At 66.7% G+C, this 12,725-nt stretch carries 8 protein-coding genes; 5 read left to right on the plus strand and 3 right to left on the minus strand.

Going from position 1 to position 12,725, the window contains the following annotated elements; all coding sequences use genetic code 11:
• Positions 1 to 258 precede the first annotated feature (258 nt).
• Positions 259 to 699, minus strand: coding sequence for a DciA family protein (locus SOM47_RS09810; protein WP_042613655.1), 441 nt, complete (start codon positions 697 to 699; stop codon positions 259 to 261).
• A gap of 12 nt (positions 700 to 711) precedes the next feature.
• On the opposite strand from SOM47_RS09810, the gene SOM47_RS09815 reads away from it, so the two are divergent.
• The 4 genes from SOM47_RS09815 to SOM47_RS09830 all read left to right on the plus strand — a co-directional run bounded on the left by SOM47_RS09815 (position 712) and on the right by SOM47_RS09830 (position 9,848).
• Positions 712 to 1,665 (plus strand): M23 family metallopeptidase, encoded by a 954-nt coding sequence (locus SOM47_RS09815; RefSeq protein ID WP_042613656.1) that lies wholly within the window; start codon positions 712 to 714, stop codon positions 1,663 to 1,665.
• A gap of 267 nt (positions 1,666 to 1,932) precedes the next feature.
• The gene (secA, locus tag SOM47_RS09820) at positions 1,933 to 4,662 is read left to right on the plus strand and encodes a preprotein translocase subunit SecA (RefSeq protein WP_042613657.1); all 2,730 of its coding nucleotides are present in this window, start codon (positions 1,933 to 1,935) and stop codon (positions 4,660 to 4,662) included.
• Between the two features lie 399 nt (positions 4,663 to 5,061).
• Positions 5,062 to 8,739: an autotransporter outer membrane beta-barrel domain-containing protein gene (locus tag SOM47_RS09825; protein ID WP_320505450.1), complete on the plus strand. Its 3,678-nt coding sequence runs from the start codon at positions 5,062 to 5,064 to the stop codon at positions 8,737 to 8,739.
• Between the two features lie 155 nt (positions 8,740 to 8,894).
• Complete coding sequence (locus SOM47_RS09830; RefSeq protein WP_042613659.1) at positions 8,895 to 9,848, plus strand: Nudix family hydrolase; 954 nt, start codon at positions 8,895 to 8,897, stop codon at positions 9,846 to 9,848.
• Between the two features lie 282 nt (positions 9,849 to 10,130).
• On the opposite strand, the gene SOM47_RS09835 is transcribed toward SOM47_RS09830, so the two are convergent.
• Together SOM47_RS09835 and metF are read right to left on the minus strand one after the other, a co-directional pair.
• Positions 10,131 to 10,706 (minus strand): DUF4124 domain-containing protein, encoded by a 576-nt coding sequence (locus SOM47_RS09835; RefSeq protein WP_320505451.1) that lies wholly within the window; start codon positions 10,704 to 10,706, stop codon positions 10,131 to 10,133.
• Positions 10,707 to 10,752: 46 nt separating this feature from the next.
• Entirely contained in the window at positions 10,753 to 11,580 is an 828-nt protein-coding gene (gene metF / locus SOM47_RS09840) for a methylenetetrahydrofolate reductase [NAD(P)H] (RefSeq protein WP_320505478.1), read from the minus strand.
• Between the two features lie 232 nt (positions 11,581 to 11,812).
• On the opposite strand from metF, the gene SOM47_RS09845 reads away from it, so the two are divergent.
• Positions 11,813 to 12,688, plus strand: coding sequence for an alpha/beta fold hydrolase (locus SOM47_RS09845; RefSeq protein WP_320505452.1), 876 nt, complete (start codon positions 11,813 to 11,815; stop codon positions 12,686 to 12,688).
• Positions 12,689 to 12,725: the final 37 nt, after the last annotated feature.

The raw sequence follows: 12,725 nt of genomic DNA on the forward strand, positions 1-12,725 counted from the left end.
CAATAACTTGACGCCGCCCCCGGGCGGCGTTTCGCGTTCTGAGGCCGCCAAATGTGACGCGCCGGGTCCAAGCGCCCAGCGCGTCACAGTTTGTGAACCTGTACCGCTGAAAGCCTGAACTTAACGTTTAAATAACAAAACCCTAACGACTGAGCGGCCATCCGCCGTTAGGATGCCCCACGGTCCTCGCAAATGTTTCACGCCACTTCCACGGAATGTTGGCATCGCGGGGAAGCGGAGCCGGATGCTCCGCCGTCATCAGGACCTGGACGGTTTCGTGTCCTGGAGGCTAGCCAAGGCGTCGCGTAGTCCTTTGTGCGTGGCGGCTGAAACTGCGTGGGGTCCGTTCCGGTTGTCGATCGCTGGGGAGCGTGGTGGAGCGGGGGACGCAGTCTTGATGGTCACTTTGGTGGCCTTCAGCCCGATGGACCGGGCCGCGTTGATCAACTGGGCTTCGGCGAGCCGCACCTTGGCATGCCACACAGGGGATTCAACGAGAAAAACGAGGTGCTCGTCGTTCACGTTGGCCAGCCGGCAATGGCTGCGCAGGCTGGGCGGCAGATGGGGGCGCAACTGCAGGTCCAACGCATCGAGCCACAGGGCACGACGCAGCGGGTTCCCGCTCTTGTCACCCATGACTGCATCCAGTGCCGGTTTCGGTGCTGAAGCAGGACGGGTACTGGATTTCGGCTCAGACATGAAAACTCACTGATGGCATTTAAAAAGATCGTAATCAAAACGCGTGATGGAAAGGCAAAAACGCCACTTGCGCGTCTTCGCTTCTATTTCGAGGATCGCCCCCGCGCCCTGTTGGGCAGCGTGCTGGGCATGGGCTGCATTATCGGCTTCGCCGGTGGAATGGGCGCCAACCTGCTCGGCGATTCCCGCCTGCAGGCCAAGGTCGACCGCCAGGAACGCGAACTGGCGCAGGTCCGCCTGCAGTCGCAGACCGAAGTCAACGCCCTGGCGGCCCGCCTCGGCGAGCTGCAGGCGCAGGCCACCCGGCTCAACGCCCTGGGTGAGCGCCTGACCCAGATGGGCAAGCTGGAAGACGGTGAATTCGACTTCCAGGAAACCCCCGGCCTGGGTGACGGCGATGCCGGCGGCCCGACCGTGGACATCCCGGTCAAGGACATCAACGCCGACTTACAGGTGCTGGAGCAGCGGTTCGCTGCTTCAGGCAGCCAGCTTTCGGTGATGGAATCGCTGATGTTCGACCACCAGTTGCAGCAGAACGCCGTGCCCTCGCGCATGCCGATCCGCAACAGCTACGTGACCTCAAGCTTCGGCACCCGCGCCGATCCGTTCGGCCGCGGTGCGCGCAGCCACAAGGGCATCGATTTCCATGCCAAGGTCGGTGATCCGGTGATGTCGGTGGCCGAGGGCGTGGTCAGCTTCTCCGGCGTGAAGGGCGGCTACGGCAACGTGGTGGACGTCGACCATGGCAACGGCTACGTCACCCGCTATGCACACAATTCGCGGCTGGTGGTGAAAGTTGGTGACCTGGTCCGTGCCGGGCAGGAAGTGGCCAAGGCCGGTTCCACCGGTCGTTCCACCGGTGCCCACGTGCACTTTGAAGTCTGGGAAAGCGGCCGGGTGGTCAATCCCCGCAAGTTCCTCGGCGATGGCGGCAACACGCCGGTGGGTCGCGTTTCCCGCGGCTGACCGATTCCGGTAGCGCCGAGCCATGCTCGGCGAGCGCAGCGGCAGCCCGACCGTGGATGTGCCGAATGTGGCGGGCATCCCGCCGGGCATGGCTATGCTGGTGGTCCTCACCGCCCGCGAAGCGCCAAGCGCTTGAAACCCCCGACCTCCATCCCAAGTTACAATGGGTGATGCCATCGACGGGGCGCTGGGCGCCCCGTTTCGTTTGCGGCGGGCGGATTCCTGAAGGGAGCCGTGCCGGCGTTCACCTGACAACCGGTTCCCTCAATGATCAACAGCCTGCTTACCCGCGTTTTCGGCAGTCGTAATGAACGACAGCTGCGCCAGCTCAACCGCATCGTCGCCAAGGTCAATGCGCTGGAGCCGGACATGGAGAAGCTCAGCGATGCGCAGCTCCAGGCCAAGACGCCGGAGTTCAAGCAGCGCATCGCCGAAGGCGAGGCCCTGGACAAGGTGTTGCCGGAAGCGTTCGCGGTCTGCCGTGAAGCCAGCCGCCGCGTGCTGGGCATGCGCCACTACGATGTGCAGCTGATCGGCGGCATGGTGCTGCACCTGGGCAAGATCGCCGAGATGCGCACCGGTGAAGGCAAGACCCTGGTGGCGACCCTGCCGGTGTACCTGAACGCGCTGGAAGGCAAGGGCGTCCACGTGGTCACGGTGAATGACTACCTGGCCCGCCGTGACTCGGCGCAGATGGGCAAGCTGTACAACTGGCTGGGCCTGAGCGTGGGCGTGGTGTACCCTGGCATGCCGCACGGCGACAAGCGCGAAGCCTACGGCAGCGACATCACCTACGGCACCAACAACGAATTCGGTTTCGACTACCTGCGCGACAACATGGCGCTGTCCAAGGCCGACCGCTACCAGCGCGGCCTGCACTACGCCATCGTCGATGAAGTCGACTCCATCCTGATCGACGAAGCGCGTACCCCGCTGATCATCTCCGGCCCGGCCGATGATTCGCCGGAGCTGTACATCCGCGTCAACCGCATCGTGCCGAACCTGGTCAAACAGGAAAGCGAAGAGGGCGACGGCGACTTCTGGATCGACGAGAAGGGCAAGCAGGTCCACCTGTCCGAAGCGGGCATGGAACACGCCGAGCGCCTGCTGGTGGAAGCCGGCATCCTGGATGCCGAAACCGAAGGCCTGTACGCCGCGCAGAACCTGACCGTGGTGCACCACCTCAACGCCGCCCTGCGCGCACACGCCATCTACCAGCGCGACGTGGATTACATCGTGCGCGATGGCGAAGTGGTGATCGTCGATGAATTCACCGGCCGCACCCTGGCCGGTCGCCGCTGGTCCGACGGCCTGCACCAGGCGGTGGAAGCGAAGGAAGGCGTGCCGGTCCAGCGCGAAAACCAGACCCTGGCCAGCATCACCTTCCAGAACCTGTTCCGCATGTACGGCAAGCTGTCCGGCATGACCGGCACCGCCGATACCGAAGCGTTCGAATTCCAGAGCATCTACAACCTGGAAGTGGTGGTCATCCCGACCAACCGCCCGACCATCCGCAAGGATTCGCCGGACCAGGTGTTCCTCAACCGCCAAGGCAAGTTCAACGCGGTGCTGGCCGATATCCAGGAATGCAACAAGCGCGGCCAGCCGGTGCTTGTCGGTACCACCTCGATCGAAACCTCGGAAATGCTGTCCGAGCACCTGCGCAAGGCCGGCGTGCACCACGAAGTGCTGAACGCCAAGCAGCATGACCGCGAAGCAACCATCGTCGCCAACGCCGGCCGTCCAGGCGCGGTGACCATCGCCACCAACATGGCCGGGCGCGGTACCGACATCGTGCTGGGTGGCTCGCTGGAAACCGAACTGCACGAGATGGGCGAAGAGGCCAGCGAGGCACAACGCGCCGCCGCCAAGGCCGAATGGCAGAAGCGCCACGACGCGGTCAAGGCCGCCGGCGGCCTGCACATCGTCGGTACCGAGCGCCACGAATCGCGCCGTATCGACAACCAGCTGCGTGGTCGTTCCGGCCGCCAGGGCGATCCGGGTTCGTCCCGTTTCTACCTGTCGCTGGAAGACAACCTGATGCGCATCTTCGCCTCGGACTGGGTGCAGAAGGCGATGCGCATGATGGGCATGAAGGAAGACGACGTCATCGAAGACCGCCTGGTGAGCCGCCAGATTGAAAAGGCGCAGCGCAAGGTGGAAGCGCACAACTTCGACATCCGCAAGAACCTGCTCGACTTCGACGACGTCAACAACGACCAGCGCAAGGTGATCTACGCCCAGCGCGATGAACTGCTGGACGCCGAGTCGGTGAAGGACAATGTCGATGGCATCCGCGACGATGTGATCTTCGACATCGTGGCGCGCTTCGTGCCGCCCAACTCGATCGACGAGCAGTGGGACCTGCCGGGCCTGGAAGCCACGCTGCTGTCCGATTTCGGCCTGGAAATGTCGGTCACCGACCTGGTCAGGCAGCACGAGGAGCTGGACGCCGAAGGCATCGCGCAGAAGGTGCAGGAGCGCGTCAATGCGCACTTCGAGGCGAAGGAAACCGGCGTCGGCCCGGAGACCATGCGCGCGCTGGAAAAGCACGTCATGCTGACCGTGCTCGACCAGAGCTGGAAGGAACACCTGGCGCGCATGGATTACCTGCGCCAGGGCATCTACCTGCGTGGTTACGCGCAGAAGCAGCCCAAGCAGGAATACAAGAAGGAAGCCTTCGAGCTGTTCTCCGGCATGCTGGAAGACGTCAAGCGCGAAGTGGTGACCATGCTCTCGCGCGTGCGCATCCGCAGCGACGAGGAAGTGGCGGCACTGGAAGCGGCCGAGCGCCAGCAGGTGCAGGCGCGCCTGAGCCAGTCGCAGTTCCAGCACCAGGATGCCGGCGGCTATGGCGCCGACGAAGAAGCTGCACAGGTGCAGGCCGCACAGCAGGACGGCCTGTCGCAGGGCGGCGAGCCGAAGATCGGTCGCAACGATCCGTGCCCGTGCGGCAGCGGCAAGAAGTACAAGCACTGCCACGGTCAGTTGAGCTGATTCACCTTCGCTGATGCAGATTGAAAAGAACCCCGCGCAAGCGGGGTTTTTTTTGCGCTGAATCCGTCGCGCCGACGTGTCGCGATTACACCGGAAGTGGCAAACGCGCCTCGCTATAGCCATGAAACAAGTGATGAAGTGCAGGAGTTGCGCAACCACAAACACATCACATGCGATGTGTCTCGTGTGATTGATGTCACCTATTGGAGCCAATCAGAATTCCCTGACCCGCATGTCGGGTGCATCCCCACACGAAAGTAAGGAGCACCCCCTCGGATTTTCCTGACGAGCCCCTTAGGGTCACTGGCCCCGCGCGTTCTTCCACACGCAGGGTTCCAGCGCGCATCCCCCGCGCGCGACGCGCTCACCCGCGTCTTGATCGTTACCCCAAGGAGCTTCATGAACAGGATTTACCGTTTGGTCTTCAACCGCGCCACCGGTGCCATGCAGGTGGCCTCTGAACTTGCGTCCGGCATGTCCTCGCCGGCCCGCACCGTCGGTGCAACGCGCCGTCGCTCACCGCTCGGCGTCGCCGTGATGGCCGCATTGTGCCTGGGTACCGCCGCGGCACCGTCCGCGTTCGCAGTGCCCTACGACTTCACCAGCGACGAAGTCATCGGCGACACCCGTGTCTACGCCGACGGTTTCTTCATCGGCAACACCGGCACCGTAGCGATCGACCTGGTCGGCGGCGGCCAGTTGACGTCCAATGGCCTGGTATCGCTGGGTACCGTTGCCGGCGCCGATGGCACCCTGCGGGTGATCGGCCCGACCGCCTACCTGCAGATGACCGGCGCGGCGCTGCGTATCGGCGAGGCCGGCACCGGCACCCTGCAGTTGCTCGACGGCGGCACGGCCACGTCCAACAACACGGTGTCGCTGGGTTATGGCGCCGGCGGTACCGGCAACGCGCTGGTGCGCGGCGCCGACTCCAGCCTGACCGCGCGCCAGTTGCTGGTCGGCCGCCAGGGCACCGGCGCGCTGGACATCGATGGCGGTCGCGTCACCAGCACGATGGCGTATACCGTGGTGAACAACTTCGGCGTCAGCCTTGGCTCGGACACCGCGGGCAGCGGCACGATCAACGTCCGCAACGGCGGCCAGCTTCTGGTTACCGACAACAATCTGCTGGTCGGCCAGGTGGGGCAGGGCCGCCTCGACGTGGACGGCGGTCGCGTCGAGGCCGGTCGCGGCATCTACGTTGGCGCAGGCACGCAGTCCGGTGCGACCCAGGGCGGTCGCGGTGAGATCACCGTCAGCGGCGGCGGCCAGCTGGTGTCGCAGGATCTGGTGCTTGGCGCCTCCAACAACGCGACCGGCGCGCTGACCGTCAGCGGCGCGGGATCGGTGGTCGACGCCACCACCGTGCGGGTGGGCCAGAACGGCGACGGCACGCTGCGCGTCGAAGGTGGCGGCGTGGTCACGGCCGACGAAGTCAATGCGGAAAAGTACGACGCACTGGGCAGCGGTGATTACGGCCAGACCGGCAGCATCGTGGTGACCGGTGCCGGCTCGGCGATCCGCGCCGCGCGCGTGGATGCGAGCAACCACCTGCTGCTGGAAGCCGGTGGCGTGATCGAATCCGATCGCGCGGCGATCAAGGACAGCTTCGGCCCGACCGCCAGCACGGCACGCATCACCGGGGCGGATACACGCTGGACCAACACCGGTGCGATGGCCATCAGCACCAACCTGGACGTGCTGGACGGCGCGGTCATCCGCACTGATTCGGTCAACATCAGCGGCGGCCTCAACGACGTCACCATGACACCGGCGTTGCTGGACGAACAGGTGCGCGTCAGTGGCGTCGGATCGGCCATCGAAGCGGTGAACGGCCTGACGGTCGGCGCCGTGCTGATGCGCGGTCCGTATGGCATGTTGAGTGTGAACAACGGTGGGCGGGTAGCCGGTGGCAGCGGCATCCTGCTGGACCAGAGCGGCTACCTGGTGCTGGGCGGTGGCATGGCGACATGGTCGGTGGCCGACGGCGGCCCGCAGTGGCTGGCCGCCGAAGAAGCCGGCACGCTCGATGGCGCAGCGATCTCGATGGACAGCAACGCCGGCGGGCTGGTGTTCAACCACACCGGTGACATCACCCTGGGCAACGCCATCCAGACCGTTTCTACGGGATCGTCCAATGCCCACCTGCACGGCGGCGCGCTGACCCAGGTGTCGGGCAACACCACGCTTGATGGCGACCTGCGCGCGTTCGGTGGCGACATCTCCGTCACCGGCGGCAGCCTGGTGATCAACTCGGACATGTACGTGGGCGAAGGCTACACAGGCCCCAGCCAGGCCCTGCAGCAGCAGATCGACGTGCGTGGCGGCACGCTGGTGCTGAACGGTGCGGCAGGCTTCCAGCAAACCATCGAGTTCGGTGCGGGACTCGGCAGCGAGGTGCGTCGCAGCTCGCTGGCCGAAATCAGCGGCAGCGGCGTGCTGGCCGGCAATGCCACGGTCGGCACCACCTATGTGCGCGATGGCGGCACGCTGTCGCCAGGCCATGGCGGTGTCGGCACGATGACCATCGACGGCGACCTGTTCTACAACGCCAACGCGCTGCTGCCCGAACAGGTCGCGAACAAGGCCTTCTTCGACGTGGACGTGCTGGGCAACGGACAGGCGGACCTGCTGACCGTGGCCGGCAAGGCGTACATCGGGCACGGCGCCAATACCGGCCTGACCGGCGATACCGGCGTGCGCGTGACCGCGCTGGATCCGGCCACCAGTTACCAGGATGGGCAGAGCTACACGATCCTGAGCGCGGCAGGTGGCGTGACGGGTACCTTCGATGACGTGATCTCGCGTTCGGCCTTCCTGGACACGTCGCTGAGCTACACCGCCAACGACGTGCGCCTGAACATCACAGTGAAGGACGGCGGACCGGTTGATCCGCCGGTCGATCCCCCGGTGGACCCGCCGGTCGACCCGATCAACCCGCCTGTGGATCCGATCAATCCGCCGGTGGATCCGATCACCCCGCCGCCGCCGCAGGTGTTCGTCACTGTCGCGGCGACCGGCAACCAGCTGGCCACGGCGGCCGCGCTGGATACGCTGCAGCAGTCCGGTGATGCCCTGGCACTGTACAACCGCCTGCTGATGCTGGATGCGGACAGCGCCCGCCTGGCCTTTGATGACCTGTCCGGCGAAATCCACGCCAGCAACCGTGCGTTGCTGCTGGAAGACCGCTTCCTGCGCGATGGCATCAACCAGCGCCTGCGCAGCGGCATGCCGGCCGGCGACGGCCCGTCTGCCTGGATCGGTGGCAGCGGTGCCTCCAGCCAGCGCGACGGCAACGGCAGCGCCGCGCGCACCCGCGACCACCGCCAGGGCCTGATGGCCGGTGCCGACTGGAGCATCGGCGAACGCTGGACGTTCGGCGTGGCCGGTGGCCCGGAGTCGCTGCGCCAGCAGGTCAATGCACGCAATGCGACGACCGACGTGGATGCCGTGCACAGCGGCCTGTATGCCGGTTTCCGCGGCGACGCTGCCTACCTCAACGGCGGCGCCAGCTATGCCGATTACGAGCTGGATACGCGGCGTACGGTCGGTGCAGGCACGGCGTGGGGGCAGACCCTGTCCAACCGCCGCGATGCGCATGCTGTTTCCGGTTTCGTCGAAGGTGGCTGGGATTTCCAGCTCGACGATGCGTTGACGCTGACTCCGTACGTGGCAGTGGCCTACACCCGCCTGTCCACCGATGCCGGCATCGAAACCGGGGGCAATGCCGCCCTGGCGATCGCCGCCAGCAAGGACGAAGCGTGGACCACCACGGCCGGCGTGCGCGCTGCGTGGGACATCAGCGGCGGCCAGCCGGACGGTGCGCGACTGGAGGCCGGGCTGGCCTGGCAGAACGCGGCCGGTGAGCTGCGCGCGGACTCGGCGCATCGCTTCGTGGCGGGCAGCGAGGGCTTCACCGTGCAGGGCCTGCCGCTGGCGCGCAACGTCGGCATCGCCGAGCTGGGCGTATCGGTCAATACCTCCAGCCGCAGCCGTCTGTCCTTCGCCGCGCAGGGCCGCGCCGGTGACGGCCAGCGCGAAGTCGGTGCGCAGCTGAACTGGAACGTGGCGTTCTGATTCACCACTGAGCAGTAGCGGGACGGCAACGGGCTCCTTCGGGAGCCCGTTGTCGTTCGGCCGTTCGGGTGTTGCCTCGGTAGTGACGGCCGCTGGCCGTCAGGCTCTTTCCATGCAGCTTGCGTCACCTTCGCTGTATTCGGCATGCTGCCTCCATGTCCTCCCCCAAACGATCCATCCATGTGGTGGCTGGCGTCATCACCGATGCGCGCGGCCGCGTGCTGCTCAACCGTCGCACGGAACACAGCGATCTGGCCGGCCTGTGGGAATTCCCAGGCGGCAAGCGCGAACCCGGTGAAAGCTCCGAACAGGCGCTGGCCCGCGAACTGCAGGAAGAACTCGGCATCGAGGCGGACGTCGGCGATTGGCTGATGGACGTGCCGCAGTGCTACCCCGACAAGGACCTGGTGCTGGAGGTGCGGCATATCCGCAGTTGGAAGGGCAGCCCGCGCGGCCGCGAAGGCCAGGCGATCACCTGGGTGGCGCCGGAAAAACTGGGACGCTATTCCATGCCGCCGGCCGACCTGCCGGTGGTGGCCGCGCTGCGCCAGCCCGACCGCTACCTGATCACGCCGCCGCCGGCCGACGACGATGCCGACCAGCAGCGCTGGAGCGAGCAGCTGCGGCGTGCCCTGGCGGACGGGCACCAGCGCATTCAGCTGCGCCTGCCGCCCGACCATCTGCGGCGCGTGGCGCTGTGCGAAGCAGTGGTACGCGGCCATCGCCGTGCCGGGCAGTGGCTGCTCAACCGCGATATCGAACTGGCGCGCACGCTGGGTGTCGGCGTGCACCTGGGCGCCGAGCAACTGGCCACGCTGCGCGAACGTCCGCTGCCAGCCGACCAACTGGTGGCGGCCTCATGCCATGATCTGGCGCAACTGCAGGCTGCACAGCAACTGGGCTGTGACTTCGTGGTGCTGGGGCCGGTGCAGGCCACGGACAGCCATCCCGGTGCCGAGCCGATGGGCTGGGAGCGCTTCGCCGCCCTGCGCGCGCAGGTGGCCCTGCCGATCTATGCGCTGGGCGGACTGGGTGCCGATGACATCGTCACCGCCCGCCGCCACGGCGCGCAGGGCGTCGCCGCCATCCGTGGCCTGTGGCCCGCCTGACCGGCTGACCGATCGACCGACCAACCGTGCGACCGACCGGTAGCGCCGAAGGCGGCGGCAGGAGCCGCCGCCAACGTCGCTTGCGACGGCCCGCAGGGTGCCGGTCAGGACGACCGGCATAGCCATGCTCGGCGAGCGCGCAGCGCGGCCTGCGTCCGGCATCGCGAACCCGGAACGGAACGCCGCCGAGCATGGCTCGGCGCTACAGCGAGCGCGCAGCGCGGCCTGCGTCCGGCGTCGCGAACCCGGAACGGAGAGCCGCCGAGCGCGGCGACGCAGCGGCTACAGCGTGATCCAGAAGCACCCGTATTGCCGGCGCAGCCCCAGCACGCTGCGCGCCGGCGTGGCGGTGCCTGGGAGCACCTGTTCCAACCGCAGCGCGATCGGATTGGGTCGATCTTCCGCGGCCTCCGCCGTGCCATCCGCCGCGGGCAGCAGCGGTTCCTGCGTCTGCGGGTAAACCGGGACGATATCCACCAACGGGCGCCGCGCGATGGACTCCAGCTGGCCCAGGATGCGCTGGGCACCGGCGTCGGATACCGACCCCCACAGATACAACGTGGAAAGACGGTTGACGTCGTTCGCCGCCATCGCGCCGCGCAGCGCGCCCACCAGTTCACTCAGCCGACGTGGGCAGCTGGCCCCGAGCGTGTTGCGCTGCTGGGTGTTGCCGGCCGCCGCAGCAGTGGGTTCCGGCAGCCGCGAACGGGCACCGAGGCTTTCGCAGGGGCGATCAGTGTAGACACTTTGTCCGCCGGCATCGGTGCAGCGGTTCAGGCGTTGCGCCTGCTGCGCGTGGGCCGGCGCAGGCGGGGCGGACAGCAGCAGGAGCAACGGCAGGCAGGCAAGGATTCTCATTGCCTGCAGGGTAGCGCCCAGCGCCCGCCCACGCGATGAAACCGCGTCAGCTGCGCAGCAGTTTCAACACCGAGGTGGTCGGCTTGGCCAGGTTCAACGTGTAGAAATGCAGGCCGGGTGCGCCACCTTCCACCAATCGCTGGCATAGCTGCGCCACCACCTCCGCGCCGAACGCGCGGATCGATTCGCTGTCATCACCGTAGGCCTGCATCTTGCGCCCGATCCAGCGCGGGATCTCCGCGCCGCACTGTTCGGAAAAACGGCGCAGCTGGCTGAAGTTGGAGATCGGCATGATGCCCGGCACGATCGGCACGCTGACGCCGAGCGCGCGTACCGCATCGACGAAATGGAAGTAGGCGTCGGCGTTGTAGAAATACTGGGTGATCGCCGCATCGGCGCCGGCGTCCACCTTGGCCTTGAAATGCTTCAGGTCGGCCAGCGCGTCGCTGGCCTGCGGGTGGGTTTCCGGATACGCGCCGACCTCGATGCGGAATGCGTTGCCGTGCTCGGCACGGATGAAATCGATCAGCTCGGCGGCGTAGCGCAGGTCACCGGGATGGCCCATGCCCGAAGGCAGGTCGCCGCGCAGGGCGACGATGCGGCTGCAGCCGATGGCGCGGTACAGCTTGAGCAGCTCGCGGATTTCCTGGCGGCTGCCGCCGACGCAGGAAAGATGCGGTGCGGCCTCGAACCGGTGGTGCTGCTTGAGGTGGCGCACCGTCTCGGAGGTATAGCTGAGCGTGGAGCCGCCGGCGCCGAACGTGCATGACACGTACTCCGGCCTGAAGCTGCGCAGCTTGGCGGCGGTACGGTCCAGCTGGCTGCGCTGCTCATCGGTCTTGGGCGGGTAGAACTCGAAGCTGAGAGAGGTCATGGCGATGGCGGCGGCGGGCTCGCTGTAAGTATATCGCTTCATCGCGATGGATATGCAACCCATTCGGCCATCCTGTGGGTCGGCCGCTTGCCGTGCGCCTGCGGCCGTTGGTCATTCTTCGTGCCGCGCGGCGCCCTGCCACGGCACGCTGTGCTTCCCTGCAATGACTGGAGTTCAACAGATGAAGCGCTCTCTCTCCCGGAACCGCGCCAGACGCGTCACGCTGCTGGCCATGAACGGACTGCTGGCCCTGCTGGCCTGCGTCGGCACCAGCCAGGCGGCCACTACCGGAAAGCCCGGCCAGGTGCAGGTCGAGGTGGTCGGCAGCGGCAAGCCGGTACTGATGATCCCCGGCCTCAACAGTGGCGCGGAAATCTGGCGTGCGACCTGCGCGGCCCTGCAGCCGCAGGTGCAGTGCCACCTGGTGCAGCTGCCCGGTTTTGCCGGTGCGGCCGCAGCCGACCCGCTACCGGAGGATTTCCTGCCGGCCATGCGTGACGAACTGCTGGCTTACGCCAAAGCGCAGAAGCTGCAGCAGCCGGCCGTCATCGGCCACAGCCTGGGAGGCGTGCTGGCGTTGCAGATGGCGATCGCCGCGCCCGACGCGGTGGGGCCGCTGGTCATCGTCGATTCGCTGCCGTTCTATGCGGCCATCCAGAATCCGCAGACCACCGCAGCAAGCGTCAAGCCGATGGCCGACCATCTGCGGGCGGGCATGTTGGCGGCCGAACCGGCCGCTTACCAGGCCCAGGCCGAGGCGGCATTGAAGGGCATGCTGCATGACCAGGGCCACATGCCGGTGCTGGTGCGCTGGGCCCGCGAAAGTGACCGTGCCACCACGGCGGCGGCGATGCATTCGATGCTGGTGAACGACCTGCGCGACGCGGTGGCGGGCATCCGCGCGCCGACCCTGGTGCTGGGAAGCTGGGCAGCATATCGGCCGATGGGGGCCACCCAAGCGTCCACCCGTGGCATCTTCGCGGCACAGTACGCCAAGCTGCCAGGCGTGCGGATCGAGATGAGTGCGGAGGGTTTCCACTTCCTGATGTGGGATGATCCGCAGTGGCTGTACGGGCAGATCCGCAGCTTCCTGAAGACCACGGACTGACGAGGCGCCTTGATGCGTGGCGCCAGCCCGCCACGCA

It is taken from the genome of Stenotrophomonas sp. CFBP8980 (assembly GCF_034046095.1).
Lineage (GTDB): Bacteria > Pseudomonadota > Gammaproteobacteria > Xanthomonadales > Xanthomonadaceae > Stenotrophomonas > Stenotrophomonas lacuserhaii.